Origin of the sequence: Burkholderia sp. 4M9327F10 (assembly GCF_005503145.1) — a bacterium.
GTDB lineage: Bacteria > Pseudomonadota > Gammaproteobacteria > Burkholderiales > Burkholderiaceae > Paraburkholderia.
In genome coordinates this window covers 12,648-30,579 of the sequence record NZ_SCNV01000046.1, presented here as the reverse complement: position 1 = coordinate 30,579, position 17,932 = coordinate 12,648, and the positions used below count along the sequence as shown (strand labels likewise).

The following is a 17,932-nucleotide window of genomic DNA, read 5'->3' as shown; positions in this document are numbered from 1 at the left end:
GCGATCAGCCGTGGACCGAAGCGCGCAACTTCCTGGCAGCCGCCACCATGTTGGTCAGTGCGGGAATGACTTCTTCCCATTGACGCGTCTTCAGGCCGCAATCCGGATTTACCCACAGGCGTTGCGCCGGAATGCGTTCAGCCGCCTTCTTCATCAGTTGAACGATATGCTCTTCGGTCGGGATGTTAGGCGAGTGAATGTCGTACACGCCCGGTCCGATTTCGTTCGGGTAGTTGAAGTTGTCGAACGCGTCCAGCAACTCCATGTCCGAGCGCGAGGTCTCGATGGTGATTACGTCGGCGTCCATATCGGCGATCGACGCGATGATGTCGTTGAACTCCGAATAGCACATATGGGTGTGGATTTGCGTTTCGTCATCTACGCCATTGGCGGTGATACGGAACGAGGTCACGGCCCAGTCGAGGTACTCACCCCACTGCGACTTGCGCAGCGGCAGGCCTTCGCGCAGTGCGGCTTCGTCGATCTGTATCACGCGCACGCCGGCCTTCTCGAGGTCCAGCACTTCTTCGCGGATCGCCAGAGCCAGCTGGTAGCACGACACCGAACGCGGCTGATCGTCGCGCACGAACGACCAGTTCAGGATCGTGACCGGGCCGGTCAGCATGCCTTTCATCGGCTTGCTGGTCAGCGACTGCGCATACTTGATCCACTCGACCGTCATGGCCTTCGGGCGGCTGATGTCGCCGAACAGGATAGGCGGCTTCACGCAACGCGAGCCATACGACTGCACCCAGCCGAACTGGCTGAACGCGTAACCGTCGAGCTGCTCGCCGAAGTATTCGACCATGTCGTTACGCTCGGCTTCGCCGTGCACCAGCACGTCCAGCCCCAGCGCTTCCTGCTCGCGCACGCTGCGTTCGATCTCGGCACGCATCGCGTCCTTGTAGCCGGCTTCGTCCAGCGTACCGCTCTTGAACTGGCTGCGCGCATGGCGGATCGTACTGGTTTGCGGGAACGAGCCGATCGTCGTGGTCGGATAAGCCGGCAGGTTCAGCAGGGCAGCTTGCTTGGCGGCGCGCGAGGGGTAGGCGCTCTTGCGCTGGCCGAGCGCCGGGTTGATCTTCGCGAGGGCGGCCTTGACGGTCGGGTTGTTCACGCGCGGCGAGGCGCGGCGCTCGGCAATGGCGGCGCCGTTAGCGGCCAGTTCTGCCTTGACGGCGTCGCGGCCGTTGTTCAGCGCGGTAGCCAGCACCTTCAGTTCGCCCAGCTTTTGCAGCGCGAAAGCGAGCCACGAACGGACTTCCGCATCCAGCTTCTGTTCGCTTTCCAGATCCACCGGCACGTGCAGCAGCGAGCACGACGGAGCGATCCACAGGCGCTCGCCCAGTTGCCTCGCGACCGGTTCGAGCCAGTCCAGCACGCCGTTGAGGTTGGTCTTCCAGATGTTGCGGCCGTTGATCACGCCAAGCGACAGCACGCGGTCTTGCGGCAGTTGAGCGATCACGGCGTCGACTTCGGCGCGCGCATTGATCGCGTCCAGATGCAGGCCGTGCACCGGCAGCTTGACAGCCAGCGGCAGGTTGCCGAGCAGTTGGCCGAAGTACGTTGCCAGCAGCAGTTTGACCTTGCTGTTCGCCAGCGCGTCGTATGCCGTGACGTACGCTTGCTGCCATTGCGCGGACAATTCAGTAACGAGGATCGGTTCGTCGATCTGCACCCACTCCACACCTTGCGCGGCCAGGGTGTCCAGCAGTTCAGCGTAGACTGGCAGCAGACGCGGCAGCAGGGCCAGCTTGTCGGAATCGTCCTTGGCCTTGCCGAGCGCCAGATAGGTCACAGGGCCGACGATCACCGGCTTGGCCCTGACGCCTTGTGCCTTCGCTTCGCCCAGTTGTTCGAGCAGGCGCGACGCGTCGAGCTTGAATCCGGTGCTGGCGCTGAATTCGGGGACGATGTAGTGGTAGTTGGTGTCGAACCACTTGGTCATTTCGCCGGCAGCGACGCCGCCGCAGCACGCTGCGTGGTCTTCGGCACCTTTGGCCGAGCGGCCGCGGGCAACGCGGAAGTAGTTGTCGAGCGTGTCGCCGTGGAAGCCTTGCACGCGCTCCGGCAGGTTGCCCAGGGTGAAGCTCATGTCCAGCACCTGGTCGTAGAAGGCGAAATCGCCCACGGCGGCGAGACCGAGGTCGGCCTGATGGGCCCAGTGGCGCTGGCGCAACTGGGCGCCCAGCGCTTTCAGCGCGCCGAGCGAGGACTCGCCTTTCCAGTAGGACTCGAGTGCGAATTTCAGTTCGCGCTTCGCGCCGATGCGAGGGAAGCCCAGATTGTGTGTCGTTGCCATGGTGTCACCTTGGTTCGATCAGGTTGGGGATGATGCATCCTAGCGAAGGCCGTTTATGAAGTAAAATGTCGATAATTCAACAAGCCATTAGTTTTGTTCATGTGCTACTTGCCCATGTGCCATCATGCTTGAGAGAATCCCTCTGTCCCTCGTCCAGGCGCTGGACAAGCACGGCTCGCTGAGCATGGCGCGGAAATCCTGTGCGCCGGCAGGACCGGCACCGAAATTGATTACAAATTGATTGCCTCAAGGCCTTTATTGAGCCGGCGCGCAAGCCGGCAGCGGCCTTGAATGAAACTGTGGAAACACCATGACACAATCTCTTGAACGTAAGCCGCTGACCGTGCCCGGTGGACACCGCAAGGTTCTGCTGCATTCCTGCTGCGCGCCGTGTTCCGGCGAGGTGATGGAAGCCATGCAGGCGTCGGGCATCGACTTCACGATCTTTTTCTACAACCCGAACATCCATCCGCTCAAGGAATACGAGCTGCGCAAGAACGAGAACATCCGCTTTGCGGAGAAGTTCGGCATTCCGTTTGTCGACGCCGATTACGATCGCGACAACTGGTTCGAGCGGGCGCGCGGTATGGAACACGAGCCCGAGCGCGGCATTCGTTGCACGATGTGCTTCGACATGCGGTTCGAACGCACGGCCCTCTACGCGCATGAGAATGGCTTTCCGGTCATCACCAGTTCGCTGGGCATTTCGCGCTGGAAGGACATGAATCAGATCAACGGCTGCGGCGTGCGTGCGGCCGGACACTACCCGGATCTGACCTATTGGGAATACAACTGGCGCAAGGGCGGCGGTTCCGCGCGGATGATTGAGATCAGCAAGCGGGAAAACTTCTATCAGCAAGAATACTGCGGCTGCGTCTACTCCTTGCGCGATACCAACGAACACCGCGTGGCGATGGGGCGCGAGCGTATCAAGCTCGGCGAGCTGTATTACGGGCAAGCGCCGGCGGGCGAGCAGGAGACGGCAGCACCTATGGCGCCCAGCGCGCCTGATGCAGATACGAGTTCTTCGAGCTAAGCGCTGAGCCCATGCTGCTACGCGACCCCATTCACGGCGATATCGAACTGAGCAGCGTCGAAACGGCGGTGCTCGACCTGCCCGTGATGCAGCGGCTGCGCGGCATCAAGCAGCTTGGCACGGCGCACCTCGTCTATCCGGGAGCGCTGCACACGCGCTTCGATCACTCCATCGGAGTCTGTGCGGTCGCGCACCGGATCGTGACGGGGCTGCGCCGCTCAGGTGTCCAGAATATTCCCGCTGAACTGGAAGAAGCCATTGGCGTGGCAGCCTTGCTTCACGACGTCACGCACGTGCCGTTCGGCCACACGCTGGAAGACGAGCGCCGCCTGTTTGCGCGGCACGACAAAGGCTCGCGTCTCGCGGATATGTTCGCGGGTGAGTTGGGTGATGCGTTGACCCGCCTGGGCATTCGGGATGTTGTGGCCAGCCTGCTCGGCCAGCCGTCTCCTCAAGGCGTGCCGCGTTGGGCCCAGGACATCGTGTCGGGCAGCATCGACGCCGATCTGCTCGACTACCTGCGCCGCGACAGCTTCTTTACCGGTCTCTCGCACAACTACGACGACCGGATCTTCCGCTGCTTTGCCGAGCACGACGACCGTCTGGTGATCCGGCTCTCCAAACATGGCATGGACCGGCCCGACGCCCGTTCGGAAATCATCGGCGTGCTGCGGTTGCGATACTTCCTCACCGAGCGCGTCTACTATCACCACACCAAGGTGGTGGCGGGCGCGATGATTTCCAAAGCGGTGGAGATCGCCCTCGACAACGGCGTGCTCGCCGAGAGCGACCTGCTTGAACTCAACGACTGGACGCTGCTGGAGCGCCTCGCGCGCTGCGGTGTCGCTAATGCCGCTGCCCTTGCGCGCCGCACGTTGAACCGCGACCTGCTCAAACGCGGCTATGTTGTGTCCGGCCGCAGTGTGCCGCTTGCCTTGCGCAAGGAATGGGTGACCCGGTACCACAAGTCGCGCACGCAGCGCGCACAGGCCGAGGCGGAACTCGCGGAAAAGCTGAATCTGCCCTTCGCGGACATTGTGCTGTACTGCCCGGCGCTTAGCGCCATGAAGGAAGCCGCCGTGCCGGTCGAAACCAGCCGGGGTGTCGAATCTCTGAACGCTCCCGACAGCGGCACCTTCGCCGAGATAGGCGCACTGCAGGACCGCTACGCCGATCTGTGGCGGTTCTATGTCTTCGTGCCAGCGCATGCGGTCGGGCGCGCCGCGCAGATTGCGAGCGAGATGTTCCAGACGCCGTGCGAGCTTACGTCGCGGCACGTCTGACCCTGCTCCACGATTCAACCCTCGCACCATAGCGTTTAAGGCGCATTTCTCCCGCCACGCCAGCAGGCCGCGCGCGCCTCGCCGCCGGTCTGGAATCCACGCTTGCCGGTCAATCGGATCGGCCTCGCCAGCCCCCGTTATTCCTTCGTGATTCGTGACGCGGATATTGCCGTTTTTCGATAACACTCCATTTTTTCGTCCCCCTATGATCGTTTGCACCTGTTGCCGATGCGGCGGCCTGCCCGGCCGGCGCTAGCGGAAGGGGTGGTGCCAGGACCACGGAGCATCGAGTATTACCCCAGCCGATCATCACCATAAGGAATATCGATTGTTGTTGATCGGGAATTTTCTCGTTCCTAAGATGAATCGACCGTCTGAAACAAGCGGTAACCCGGAGACACTGTCTATGGATGCGCATGCGAAGCCCGAACGGGCAATCAAAACAGTAGAGGATGCGATTCGCCTGGTGGAGGCGAGCCGGCTGACGCATATCAAGGTCGGCCTGTCCGACGTCGACGGCATTCTGCGCGGCAAATATCTGCGCAAGGATAAATTCATCGGGGCACTGCGTGCCGGTTTCGCTTTCTGCAATGTCGTACTGGGCTGGGATGTGGACGACCAGATGTACGACAATACGAAGTATACGGGCTGGCACACCGCCTATCCGGACGCCATGGTGCGCATCATCCCGGAGAGCTGCCGGCGCTTGCCGCTGGAGCAGGGTGACGGGGAGGCCATGCTGTTCTTCCTGTGCGAATTCGTAGAGGATGCCGAAGCAATCTGTCCGCGCGGCCTGCTCAAACGTGTATTGAAGCGCGCCGGTGACATGGGCTTCGAAGCCGCTGCCGCACTCGAATATGAGTTCTTCATGTTCGAAGAGACGCCGCACTCGGCACGCGAAAAAAATTATCGCGGCTTGAAAAACTGGACACCGGGCAATTTTGGCTATTCGGTGTTGCGCAGTACGGTCGAAGGCGATTTCTACCGGCAGTTGCTCGATCTGTGCGAGCAGATGGATATGCCGATCGAGGGGCTGCATACCGAAACCGGCCCTGGCGTGCTGGAAGCGGCACTCGCGGTCGACAATGCGGCCGAAATGGCGGACAAGGCCATCCTGTTCAAGACGTTTACCAAGGCGCTGGCGCAGAAGAACAATCTGATGGCCACCTTCATGGCGAAATGGTCGCATGACCATCCGGGACAGAGCGGCCATATCCACCTGTCGTTGCGCGAAAAGAGCACCGGAAAACCCGTGTTTTACGACGAAAGCCGTCCGTATAACATGAGCGCCACGCAAGCCCGTTTCATGGCGGGGGTGCAGCGTTACCTGCCCGAGTTCATGTCAATGTTCGCGCAGACCGTCAACAGCTATTCGCGCCTCGTGCCCGGTTACTGGGCGCCGCTCGATGCCACCTGGGGCGTCGAGAATCGAACCACGGCCTTGCGCCTGATCCCGGGTTCGGCGAAATCCCAGCGCGTTGAAGTTCGCATCGGCTCAGCCGACGCCAATCCTTATATCGCACTGGCAGCCGCATTGGGCGCCGGCTTGCATGGGATCGAACAGGGCCTGGACCCGGAGCCGATCGTTCAGGGCAACGCCTACACGCAGGATTTTCCGGCCCACCTGAAATTGCCCTGCACCCTCTGGGAATCCGCACAACGCCTGCGCCATTCCGAAGCGGCCAGGACCTTGTTTGGCGAAGCGTTTGTCGAGCACTTTGCCGCGACCCGCGAATGGGAAGAACGGCAGTTCCGTCGGCATGTGACCGATTGGGAGCTGGCGCGCTACTTCGAAATTATCTGAGTCCGAGAGTTCAAGCCCACCATGACGAAAGACGAGTTGATTACCATTAGCCCGATCGACGGCAGCGAATTTGTGCGCCGTCCTTATGCGAGCGAGTCGCAGATCGGGCAGACGCTGCAGCGTGCACAAGTTGCCCAGAAGGCGTGGGCCGCAAGACCGCTGTCGGAGCGATTGGCGCTGGTTGGCCGTGCTGTCGAGCACTTTGTCGAGAACAAGGCCGCTATCGCCGAAGCGATTACGCGGCAGATTGGCCGCCCGCTGCGCTACACCGCGGGTGAGGTGGACGGTTTTGCCGCGCGGGCGCGCCACATGATGGCGATTGCCGAAGATGCGTTGAAGCCCGTTCGGGTGGAACCGCAGGCGGGCTTTACGCGGTTTATTTCGCGTGAACCAGTGGGCGTGGTGTTGAGCATCGCGCCGTGGAATTACCCCTTGTTGACCGCAGTCAACAGCATCGTGCCGGCTTTGCTTGCAGGTAACGCGGTGATTCTCAAGCACTCCGACCAGACGCCGCTGTGCGCCGAACTCATCCATCAGGCTTTTGTCCAGGCCGAATTGCCCGAGGGTGTGTTCCAGTATCTGCACGTCGATCATGAGCGTGTTCGCCGCCTGATTCGCGCGGATGAAATCGGCTTTGTCTGCTTCACCGGTTCGGTGGGCGGCGGCCGGATCGTCGAGGAAGCGGCGGCGGGGCGCTTCATTGGTGTTGGGCTGGAATTGGGCGGGAATGATCCGGCCTATGTGCGAAGCGATGCACGGCTCGATCATGCGGTGGAGACCTTGGTCGACGGCGCCTTCTTCAATTCAGGCCAGTCATGCTGCGGTATCCAGAGAATTTATGTGGCGCAGCCGCTGTACAAGGATTTTGTCGAGCGCGCCGTGGCGCTGACGAATCAGTATGTACTGGGCAATCCGCTCGACACGCAGACCACGTTGGGGCCGGTCGTGCGAACGGCCGCTGCGGAGGGCGTGCGCGCGGTGATCGCCGACGCGCTGGCCAAAGGCGCTAAAAATCTGATCGAGGAAAGCCGTTTCGGCTTGTCGCGCGCCGGCACACCTTATGTGGCGCCAGGCGTGTTCGTGGACGTCGATCACGGCATGACGCTGATGAACGACGAGTGCTTCGGACCGGTGGTCGGCATCATGCCTGTGTCCGACGACGAACAGGCAATCGAGCTGATGAACGACAGTCCCTACGGTTTGACCGCCGCGGTGTTTACCAGCGACGAAGAAGCCGCGCTGTCGATTGGCCGCCGTGTCGAAACCGGCACCTTCTTCATGAACCGCTGCGATTATCTCGACCCGGCGCTGGCATGGACCGGAGTGAAGAACACGGGCCGGGGCGCGACCTTGTCGGTGGTGGGTTATGAACACCTGACGCGCCCCAAGTCCTTTCATCTGAAAACCGGCGTTTGACCGATACCATTGAAGGAATTTCGCATGTCACTCCCCTCAGTCAACTGGAATTACCCGACCGCGGTCAAGGTCGGTGCGGGCCGTATCCGCGAATTGCCGCAATGGTGCGAAAGCCTCGGCATGCGCCGGCCGCTGCTGATTACCGACCCGGGCCTCGCGGCATTGCCGCTGATCGCCCGCGTGCTGGATCACTGCCGGTCCGCCGGCCTCGAATGCGGCCTGTTTCACGATATCAAGGGCAACCCGACCGGCAAGAATGTCGACGATGGCGTGACGGTCTTCAAGGCCGGCCGGCATGATGGCGTGATCGCTTTCGGCGGCGGCTCGGCGCTCGACGCGGCCAAGGCCGTGGCGCTGATGGTTGGGCAGGATCGTCCGCTGTGGGATTTCGAAGATGTCGGCGACAACTATCTGCGCGTCAACGTGGCCGGTATGGCGCCGGTCGTGGCGGTGCCGACCACCGCCGGGACCGGCTCGGAAGTCGGCCGGGCCTCGGTGATCACCGACGAGCACGCACACGTCAAGCGGATCATCTTTCACGCGAAGATGCTGCCTGCGGTTGTTATTCTCGACCCCGAGCTGACGGTGGGCCTGCCGGCAAAACTGACGGCGGCAACCGGCATGGACGCGCTGTCGCACAACCTCGAAGCCTATTGCTCGCCGTTTTATCATCCGATGGCGACCGGTATCGCGCTCGAAGGGATTCGCCTGATCAAGCAGTTTCTGCCGCGCGCAGTCAAGGACGGTCAGGATCTCGAAGCACGCCTGCAAATGCTGGTGGCGTCGAGCATGGGCGCCACGGCATTTCAGCGCGGCCTCGGCGCAATGCATGCGCTGGCTCATCCGCTGGGCGCGCTGTACGACGCGCACCACGGCATGCTCAATGCCATCCTGATGCCCTATGTGCTCAAGGCTAACGAATCGGCCATTGCCGAGCGGATCGAGTTGCTGGCGCGCTACCTTGAACTCGCACAGCCGTCGTTTGCATCTTTCCTCGACTGGGTTCTGACGATGCGCGAATCGCTGGGCATTCCCCATACGCTGAATGAGATCGGCATCGGTGCCCAGGAGGCGGCGAAGGTCGGCGAAATGGCCGTGATAGATGGCTCCGCCGGCACCAATCCGATTGCGTTTAGTGCTGCTGACTATAGCCGCATTTTCGTTACGGCGGTCGACGGCTTGTTGTAGCGCCTGGTGCAATGAGTCAGCGTTATTGAGGGGTTGGTGTGGCAAAAATCGGGATCGCGGGTTTTTTACATGAGACGAATACCTTCGCCGCCAGCCGGGCGCGCTTCGCCACGTTCGTCGAGGCGGACGCGTGGCCCGGTTTGCTGGTCGGCGAGGAGATATTCGGCGCGGTCTCGGGTGTGAATCTGGCAATCGACGGTTTTATCCGCGCTGCACAGAGTTCGCATCAGCTTGTGCCGCTATTGTGGGCCTCGGCCAACCCCAGTGGCCCGGTGACAGAAGACGCGTTCGAAGCGATTGCCTTTATGCTCGACCGCATGATCCGCGATGCCGGCCCGCTGGACGCGCTGTTTCTCGATCTGCATGGCGCAATGGTGAGCGAACATCTGGAGGATGGCGAGGGCGAGTTGCTGCGGCGCCTGCGGCACAGGGTCGGCGCTGCGATGCCGATTGTCGTGGCGCTCGACTTTCACGCCAATATCACGCCGGCCATGTTCGAGCATGCGAGCGGCCTGCTGGCGTATCGCAGTTATCCGCATGTCGACATGGCGCAGACAGGGCAGCGTGCACAGGTGCTGCTTGACCGCTTGCTTGCCGGCAGAGTGTTGCACAAGAGCTTTCGGCAACTGCCTTTTTTGATTCCCATGCCCTGGCAGAGCACGTTGACCGAACCGATGCGTGGCTTGATGGCGCTCGGTGAATCGCTGGCATCGGAACAGGTTTTTGCGGCCGAGTTCGTGCCGGGTTTTCCGCTTGCCGATATTTATCACAGCGGCCCCAGTGTCATTGCTTACGGCTATGACCGGATGGCGGTCGAGCGTGCAGTCGATTCCTTGACCGAGGCTGCCCGCACGTGCCGTGCCGATTTCGGCGGGCACCTGTATGCGCCGACCGAGGCGGTTGCCTATGCGATTGAACGCGGGGCGCGTAAGGCGAGCGGCACAGTCATCCTTGCCGATACCCAGGACAATCCGGGCGGCGGAGGCAGCGGTGATACGACCGATCTGCTGCACGAACTGCTGCGGCAAGACGCGCAACGCGTGTGCGCCGGCGTGTTGTGCGATGCCGGGTTCGTCGAAGCGGCGAGGCTTGCAGGTATCGGCGCGGTGATCGATGTTCCGCTGGGCGGCGCCAGCGGGATTGGCGCAGCGCCGCTCGAGGCGTCATTTGAGGTGCTGGCGCTGGAAAGCGGCCGCTTCACCGGCACGGGGCCGTTCTATCTGGGCTGCCAGATGGATCTCGGGCCCATGACGCGCGTGCGCTGCGGCGGCCCTCGCGGCATGGAGATTGTGGTGTCGAGCCGCAAACAGCAGGCTGCCGATCAGGCCATGTTTCGCCATGTCGGCGCCGATCCGGCTGATTACCGCATCCTGGTTCTCAAGAGCTCAGTACATTTCCGGGCCGATTTTGCCACGCTGGCGGATGAAATCCTGGTGGTGGCCGCGCCCGGCGTCAATGTCGCGGACCTGCGCCAGTTGCGCTACGAAAAATTGCGGCCCGGCGTCAACCTGCTTTGAAATCAGCCCAGCACGATGGAGGGCAGTAGCCAGGGCGCATTGGCGTCGATGATCGGCAGGAAGCGATTCTTCAGCAATTGCACGCTGTCCTGGGCGAGTTGCTGCGGCAGCAGGCCGAGATCGTCCTGACGGGCGACCATGGTGAGTTCGCGGAAGAACTCCTCGCCGGGAATCGGGAACAGGCGAAACGCTTGAGAGAACCTGTTGTCCGCGGTGAGCCCCGACTGCAACAGGCACAGCGGCGTGGTGATGGTCCAGCCGGCATTGGCCATCACGAGAGACATGATGGCGAACGTGTTGTCGAGCTGCAGGCGCACCGGCGGTTGAATCCCCCATTTCTCCAGTTGGGTTTCAATGCTGCGGCCAATGACGGTGGTATTGCTGTAGCGAATGAAGTCGTCTCGGACCAGCAGGCTGCGCAGCGACGGAACGGGTCCTTTGAAGTCGCCGGGCAACACGAGTACGAACGGTTCACGCAGGATGCGCTGGCGGTATAGCGCGGGGTTTTTCAGCACCGGGTCATCGGAAATGATGATGTCTACACGTCTGGACAACAGCGCTTCAGCGTGCTGATGCGATTGGCCGGTCACCATCGACCAGTTGGAGGTGCGCTGCCGTATCGCAGCCAGCAGTTCGGCGCCGATGCTGGTGGCCATGGAATCGACCAGCGCAATGCGGATATGTTTGAGCGGCTCACCGGGAGGCTTGCCGAACTCCTGACTCAGATGCCTTGCGTCATCCAGCAGCGTACAGGCCCGGTTGTAGAACTGACGGCCCACGGGCGTGAGCATGGGAGGACGTTGCGAGCGATCCAGCAACTGCAGGTTGAGGGTTTGCTCCAGGTTCGAAAGCGTTTGCGAGACTGAAGACTGTGTGAGGTTGAGCCGTTGGCCGGCAGCCGTCATGCCGCCGGACTCGACGACAAGCACGAAGACTTCGAGCGCTTTCAGATCGAAATGGATGCCGTTTTGCATAAGACCGGCTGATTTGCCGTCGCGAGAAGTAGCCAGGCGCGCGTGGGGCGCGCCACACCTCGGCGTAGTGTACCCGCTGTTACCGGTGGTGTAAAAAGTGCCACTCAACTCTGGAAGATACGCATATGAGTTTATTTTCTGCTGAGCCAGAGCCTGAAGGAGCCGATGGGTTGCCGATTGCGGACGCCACGGCGCCGGAGCGCTCAACTGGCTTTTGCGTCAGTACGCGGATCGCCAGCGATGCCGACGAGCAGGCCAGAAATCTTTCCGGCTGGCGGCAGACCTACGATCAACTGACACCCGGTACGTTCTCCGGCAGCGTGAGCGAGTTATGCCTGCAGGACCTCACGGTATTTTGTGAAACCACCAGTCATGCGTTGCGGCAAACCTGCGAGATTGGCATGGATGCCTACTGGTTCGGCATTCCATTGCGAAATGAAGGATCGGGCCTGATCGACGGCCATCTGATTACGGACGACGCGCTCGCGGTGATGCGGGGGCACGACGAATTCGAGCTGGTGACAGCGGGCGGATACGGGATCCTCGGTGTGGTGATCGACGAAGCCGAATTGCGCACGTATGCCCGCGAGGTCGAGCGGATCGATTTTTCTGACGAGATGCTGAGCCGACAGATCCTGCACGTCGGCGCTCGGCGCAAGACTGGTTTGTGCGAAACGTTATCGGTCTTTTTGCAGACCGCGCAAGCCGGTGCGCAGCCACTTTCCGCGGTTGCAAGCGGCAACGTGCAGTCATGCGTGCTTGCCATGCTGTTCGATCTGGCGGGTTCGTGGCGTACCGACGATCTGCCTGAATACCGCTCGAAATCGGACCGCTACTGGATCGTCATGCAGGCGCGTGAGTATATTCTTGCCAACCGTAACCGTCCGGTTGCGGTGCCTGAATTGTGCCGCCAGTTTCATGTGAGCCGACGCACCTTGCAATACTGTTTCAAGGAGACCTTGGGCATGACGCCCATGTCATATCTGCGGGCGATCCGGCTCAATGGCGTGCGGCGCGACCTGAGTGCACCGCAGCCCCGGCTGGCCAGAACGGTGCAGGATGTCGCTTCCGATTGGGGCTTTTGGCATTTGAGCCAGTTCGCCATGGATTATCGCAAGCTATTCGGCAAGCGGCCTTCGGAGTCCCTGCGTGAGGCGGTCTACTGACTGCTTCGTCAGCCCGCCGGAAACCGCGCGTCAGCCTTGCTGCACGATTTCGATGGCTCGCCGCGCGCCGGATTGCAGCAGCGTAACGGCGTCCAGCAACGCTCGCCGGAAAGTCTCGCGACGTGCAAGCGTGGGCGGAAACACCTCCTCGATGGCGAGCATCGTCTCGACCAGTCGTTCCGGCTCCCTCGGATAATTGGCCGTGAGACGCGCTGCGAGCGGATCGCTGATTTCATAGCGGGCGCCGTCGTCGGCATGGCCGCGCAGGAAGACGAGCCATGCGGCAACTGCAAATGCGAGTCGTCCAATCGATTCGCCGGCGTCGAGGCGGGCTTCAATCGTCGCAAGCAGACGCGGTGGGATCTTCTGGCTGCCATCCATGGCGATCTGCGCCGTGCGATGCTTGAGCGCGGCGTTGGCGTAGCGCGCGAGCAGCCCGTCGCGATAAGCGAGCACGTCGAACGAAGGCGGCACGTGAAGCGTGGGTGCAATCTCGTGCGTCATCATGACGTGTATCAAGGCGCGCAGCGGCGGGTGCGCGATGGCCTCATCAATGGTGGAAAAGCCCGCTAGCATCGAAAGATAGGCGAGCGTCGAATGCGTGCCGTTAAGCATGCGCAGCTTGGCGAGCTCGAACGGCATGACATCGTCGACGAGCTGCGCGCCTGCGCGCTCCCACGCGGGACGTCCGCCCGGAAAACGGTCTTCGATAACCCATTGGCGGAATGGCTCGCAGGGGACGGGCGTGACATCGTCCAGTCCTAGGGCGTGACGGGCGGCATCGCGATCGGCGTCAGTGGTGGAAGGCACGATGCGATCCACCATCGTGGACGGAAACGCCACATGAGTGCCGATCCACCCGGCGAGTCCGGCGTCGACTGCATGCGCGAACGAAATAACGACCTTCTTCAGCGCTGCGCCGTTGTGCGAGAGGTTATCGCAGGAGAGCACGGTGAACGGCGCCGTTCCGGCGTCGCGACGCTGCCTCAGCGCGGCGCACAGGATGCCGGGAACGCTCGACGGCGCATCGGGATGTGCCAGATCGTGCTGGATGCCTTCGAGGCCCAGATCAACCTCGCCGGTGCGCGCGTCCCGGCAGTAGCCCTTTTCGGTCACGGTCAGAGAGACGATGCGTACCTTCGGATCCGCAAGCAGTTCGAAAAGGCGTGTGCGGTCGTGCGGCATGGCCAGCACTTCCTTCAGCGCGCGAATCACCGTCACACGCACGCCCTCGGGGCCACGCTCGACTACGCTGTAAAGCCCGTCCTGCGCCATCAACGCGTCGCGCTTGCTGACGTCGCCCTGCAGCGTCACACCGCAGATGCCCCAGTCGCCGCCCGCCGCCAGCATCGCCTCTTCCGTATAAACGGCCTCATGGGCGCGATGAAAATTACCGATCCCGAGATGCACGATACCCATGTCAGGATCGCGCCAGGTGGGCGCAAGCAGGTGACCGGTCAATGAGGTCAGGGCGCGGCGGCAAAGGGTCGATCTGGCGTTCATCCTGAGATCCGAAGCGGGAAAACCCGCGGTTGACGTTTTAATATACTTGTATGGTAGCATCGGTTTCAACGCATGCCACTCAAGGAAATCCCCATGAAAATCGTTCGCGCCGACGTGATTGTGACGTGTCCGGGGCGCAATTTCGTTACGCTGAAAGTGGTGACGGATGAGGGAGTCCATGGCATTGGCGATGCTACGCTAAACGGCCGTGAGCTGGCCGTGGCCTCGTATCTGAAAGACCACGTCTGCCCGTTGCTGGTGGGGCGCGATCCAGGCCGTATAGAAGATATCTGGCAGTTTCTGTATAAGGGCGCTTACTGGCGCCGTGGCCCGGTCACGATGACGGCGATCGCCGCCGTCGACATGGCGCTCTGGGACATTCTCGGCAAGGTGGCGAACCTGCCGCTGTACCGGTTGCTGGGCGGCGCGTCCCGGGAAGGCGTGATGGTCTACGGACACGCAACGGGCCGCGACATTCCCGAAGCGCTGGACCGCTACGGCGAGCATATCGAAGCGGGCTACAAGGCAATCCGCATCCAGTGTGGCGTGCCGAACATGCGCTCCGTGTACGGTGTGGCGAAGGGCAGCGGCATGTACGAACCGGCGACCAAGGGCGGCGTGGAAGAGCAAAGCTGGTCGAGCGAAAAATACCTCGACTTCGTGCCCAAGCTCTTCGAAGCCGTGCGCGAGAAGTTCGGCTTCGAATCGCATCTGCTGCATGACGTTCATCACCGCCTCACACCCATCGAGGCGGCGCGGCTTGGGAAATCGGTCGAGCCATACCGGCTCTTCTGGATGGAAGACCCGACACCCGCCGAAAATCAGGCCGGCTTCCGCCTGATCCGCGAACACACGGTGACGCCTATCGCGGTGGGGGAGGTGTTCAACAGCATCTGGGACTGCAAGCAACTGATCGAAGAGCAGTTGATCGATTACATTCGCGCGACGCTCACCCACGCCGGCGGTATCACGCACTTGAAGCGCATCGCCGACTTCGCTTCGCTTTATCAGGTGCGTACCGGCTGTCATGGGCCGTCGGATCTGTCGCCGGTGTGCATGGGCGCAGCGTTGCATTTCGATCTGTGGGTGCCGAATTTCGGCGTGCAGGAATACATGGGTTTTCCGCAGGAGGCGCTCGATGTGTTCCCGCATGCGTGGACATTCGAGCGCGGCATGATGCATCCGGGCGAAGCGCCGGGGCACGGCGTCGATATCGACGAGACACTGGCCGCGAAGTACCCCTACGATCCCGCCTATTTGCCGGTCGCGCGTCTCGAAGACGGCACGCTGTGGAACTGGTGACCTGAGACGAAAATAAAGACGCAAAGGAGCAGCATGATGCTGGCAGCCGTTCTGCACGAACCCAGAAAACTCGTCATCGATGAACTCGATGCCCCTCAACCGCAGCCAGGCCAGGTGCAGATTCGCGTGCGAGCGGGCGGCATCTGCGGCTCCGATCTGTCGTACTACTTCAAGGGCAAGAGCGGCGACTTCGCTGTGCGCGAACCGTTCGTGCTTGGGCATGAGGTCGCGGGTGAAATTGCCGCGCTGGGTGAGGGCGTGAGCGGCCTGAGCGGCCTGAGCGTCGGGCAGCGTGTCGCGGTCAATCCTGGGCTCAACTGCGGCACCTGCCGCTATTGCGTGCAGGGTATGCCGAATCATTGCCTGAATATGCGCTTCATGGGCAGTGCCTCGACGTTTCCGCACATGCAGGGCATGTTCCGGCAGTTCATCGCGGTGGATGCGCGTCAGTGCGTGCCGGTGCCCGACAACCTCGACTTCGCGCAGGCGTCGATGGCCGAGCCGCTCGCCGTCGCGTTGCATGCGCTACGCCTGGCCGGCTCGCTGGTCGGCGCGAAAGTGCTGCTGGTCGGTTGTGGGCCAATCGGCTGCATTCTGCTGGCGGTGGCGAGGCGTGCGGGTGCGCACCGCATCGTCGCGGTCGATCTCGCCGGCAAGGCGCTGCAGATGGCGGCGACGCTCGGCGCCGACGAAACCGTGCTCGCCGACGATCAGGCGCGTATCGACCAATGGTCGCAGCAGCGCGGGACGTTCGATGTCGTGCTGGAAGCATCGGGCAGTCCCGCCGGACTCGATACCGCGTTGCGGGCGGCGCGCGCAGGCGGCACGGTGATCCAGGTCGGCAATCTGCCGGCGGGGCAGTCGCCCGTGGCCGCGAATCTTGTGATGTCGAAGGAGCTGCGCTATCAGGGCTCATTCCGCTTTACCCATGAATACGCGGTGGCGGCCGAAGAACTCGGTGCGCACAAGATCGATCTTCGCCCGCTGATGACCCACGCATTCCCGCTGGCCGAAGCAAACCACGCGTTCGATGTGGCGCACGACCGCAACCAGTCAATGAAGGTGCACTTGCAGTTCGACTAACTCGAAACTCGAACCGCCCAACAAAACAAGAGGCGGCACCGGAGACATGTCATGATCAAGAGCCAGCGATGGTTCGTCGTCGGCCTGCTGTTTCTGGCAGGCGTCGTCAATTATCTGGACCGTGCGGCGCTTTCGATCGCCGCACCACTGATCCAGAAAGACCTGAACTTCTCGCATGCACAACTGGGCATCGTGTTCAGCAGCTTCTTTCTCGGCTATGCGCTGTTCAACTTCGTCGGCGGCGTGGCTTCGGACAGGTTCGGCGCGAAACGCGTGTTCGGCGCGGCGATGGGCATCTGGTCGATCTTCTGCGGCGCGACCGCGCTCGCGAGCGGCCTTGTGTCGCTGATCGTGCTGCGCGTGCTGTTCGGAATGGGCGAAGGCCCGTTCAGTTCATCCAACAGCAAGATGGTCAACAACTGGTTTCCGCGCCGCGAGGTAGCGAGTGCGATCGGTGTCATCAGTTCGGGCACGCCGCTTGGCGGGGCAGTCGCAGGGCCGGTTGTCGGCTATATGGCGATCCGCTTCGGCTGGCGCTGGGCGTTTGTCGCGATCATGCTGCTCGGACTCGCGTGGCTCGTGCTATGGACGCTCACCACAACCGAACACCCGCAGCAGAATCGCCGCGTGAAGGCGGCTGAACTCGAACTGATCGTCGCGGGCCAGCAGCAGGCTGCGTCAATGGAGCATACGCCCGCGGGAAAGCAGGCGAGTCTGGGTTTCTATCTCAGGCAGCCGATTATCCTCGCTACGGCGTGCGCGTTCTTCGCATACAACTACGTGCTGTTTTTCTTCCTGTCGTGGTTTCCGACTTACCTGACCGAAGCTCATCATATGTCGTTGCACGACATGAGCATTGCCACGGTGATTCCGTGGGTGCTCGGCAGCATCGGACTCGCGGCGGGTGGTTTCATCACCGATCTGATCCTGCGCGCGACCGGCAAGCCGCTGCTGTCGCGAAGAATCGTGCTTTCGTTGTGCCTGGGTATTGCGGCGGTCTGCGTGGCATTCGCCGGACGTGTGCAGAGCATGGAAGGGGCGGTCGCGCTGATGTCGGTGTCGATCTTCTTCCTGTACGCCACGGGTTCCGTCTATTGGGCCGTGATCCAGGACACCGTGCGGCGCGAGAACGTGGGCGGTGTGGGCGGCTTCGTGCACCTGCTCGCCAATCTTGCGGGCGTGATCGGGCCGGCGGTGACAGGCTTCATCGTGCAGGCCACGCACGGCGCTTACGGCAGCGCGTTCATTCTGGCGGGGGCGATTGCCGTGCTGGGGGCAATGTGCGCGCTGATCTGGGTTCGCGAGCCGAGAGCACAAAAAGACGCAGCGGAACGTAAACTAGTATGGTAGCGTTGTGA

At 62.0% G+C, this 17,932-nt stretch carries 13 protein-coding genes; 10 read left to right on the top strand and 3 right to left on the bottom strand.

From position 1 onward, the window contains the following. Positions 1–4: 4 nt before the first annotated feature. Positions 5–2,302 carry a 5-methyltetrahydropteroyltriglutamate--homocysteine S-methyltransferase gene (gene metE, locus FFS45_RS30310; protein ID WP_137958321.1) on the bottom strand — a complete coding sequence of 766 codons (2,298 nt, stop codon included), beginning with the start codon at positions 2,300–2,302 and terminating at the stop codon, positions 5–7. 310 nt (positions 2,303–2,612) lie between these two features. Between metE and FFS45_RS30305 the strand changes: the two genes are divergently transcribed. From FFS45_RS30305 to FFS45_RS30280, 6 genes are all read left to right on the top strand, one after another. Beyond that, positions 2,613–3,338 carry an epoxyqueuosine reductase QueH gene (locus FFS45_RS30305; RefSeq protein ID WP_137958320.1) on the top strand — a complete coding sequence of 242 codons (726 nt, stop codon included), beginning with the start codon at positions 2,613–2,615 and terminating at the stop codon, positions 3,336–3,338. 11 nt (positions 3,339–3,349) lie between these two features. Further along, positions 3,350–4,621 (top strand): HD domain-containing protein, encoded by a 1,272-nt coding sequence (locus FFS45_RS30300; protein ID WP_137958319.1) that lies wholly within the window; start codon positions 3,350–3,352, stop codon positions 4,619–4,621. A gap of 406 nt (positions 4,622–5,027) precedes the next feature. Next, positions 5,028–6,425, top strand: a complete 1,398-nt coding sequence (locus tag FFS45_RS30295; protein WP_137958318.1) for a glutamine synthetase family protein — start codon at positions 5,028–5,030, stop codon at positions 6,423–6,425. Between the two features lie 21 nt (positions 6,426–6,446). After that, positions 6,447–7,841 carry an aldehyde dehydrogenase family protein gene (locus tag FFS45_RS30290; protein ID WP_137958317.1) on the top strand — a complete coding sequence of 465 codons (1,395 nt, stop codon included), beginning with the start codon at positions 6,447–6,449 and terminating at the stop codon, positions 7,839–7,841. A 24-nt stretch (positions 7,842–7,865) separates the two neighbouring features. Further along, positions 7,866–9,029 carry an iron-containing alcohol dehydrogenase gene (locus tag FFS45_RS30285; RefSeq protein WP_137958316.1) on the top strand — a complete coding sequence of 388 codons (1,164 nt, stop codon included), beginning with the start codon at positions 7,866–7,868 and terminating at the stop codon, positions 9,027–9,029. Between the two features lie 38 nt (positions 9,030–9,067). Continuing rightward, entirely contained in the window at positions 9,068–10,546 is a 1,479-nt protein-coding gene (locus tag FFS45_RS30280; RefSeq protein ID WP_137958315.1) for a M81 family metallopeptidase, read from the top strand. 2 nt (positions 10,547–10,548) lie between these two features. Here FFS45_RS30280 and FFS45_RS30275 read toward each other — a convergent pair whose 3' ends face one another. Further along, positions 10,549–11,520, bottom strand: coding sequence for a LysR family transcriptional regulator (locus tag FFS45_RS30275; RefSeq protein WP_137958314.1), 972 nt, complete (start codon positions 11,518–11,520; stop codon positions 10,549–10,551). Positions 11,521–11,645: 125 nt separating this feature from the next. On the opposite strand from FFS45_RS30275, the gene FFS45_RS30270 reads away from it, so the two are divergent. Beyond that, the gene (locus tag FFS45_RS30270) at positions 11,646–12,686 is read left to right on the top strand and encodes a helix-turn-helix domain-containing protein (protein WP_137958313.1); all 1,041 of its coding nucleotides are present in this window, start codon (positions 11,646–11,648) and stop codon (positions 12,684–12,686) included. 30 nt (positions 12,687–12,716) lie between these two features. On the opposite strand, the gene FFS45_RS30265 is transcribed toward FFS45_RS30270, so the two are convergent. Then, positions 12,717–14,189: a mannitol dehydrogenase family protein gene (locus FFS45_RS30265; RefSeq protein WP_137958312.1), complete on the bottom strand. Its 1,473-nt coding sequence runs from the start codon at positions 14,187–14,189 to the stop codon at positions 12,717–12,719. Positions 14,190–14,282: 93 nt separating this feature from the next. On the opposite strand from FFS45_RS30265, the gene manD reads away from it, so the two are divergent. Genes manD through FFS45_RS30250 form a run of 3 tightly spaced genes read left to right on the top strand, consistent with a single transcriptional unit; the run spans position 14,283 to position 17,924 of the window. Next, positions 14,283–15,491 carry a D-mannonate dehydratase ManD gene (manD, locus tag FFS45_RS30260; protein ID WP_137958311.1) on the top strand — a complete coding sequence of 403 codons (1,209 nt, stop codon included), beginning with the start codon at positions 14,283–14,285 and terminating at the stop codon, positions 15,489–15,491. Between the two features lie 36 nt (positions 15,492–15,527). Beyond that, positions 15,528–16,574 carry an L-idonate 5-dehydrogenase gene (locus FFS45_RS30255; RefSeq protein WP_137958355.1) on the top strand — a complete coding sequence of 349 codons (1,047 nt, stop codon included), beginning with the start codon at positions 15,528–15,530 and terminating at the stop codon, positions 16,572–16,574. A 51-nt stretch (positions 16,575–16,625) separates the two neighbouring features. Beyond that, positions 16,626–17,924 (top strand): MFS transporter, encoded by a 1,299-nt coding sequence (locus FFS45_RS30250; RefSeq protein ID WP_137958310.1) that lies wholly within the window; start codon positions 16,626–16,628, stop codon positions 17,922–17,924. Positions 17,925–17,932 lie beyond the last annotated feature (8 nt).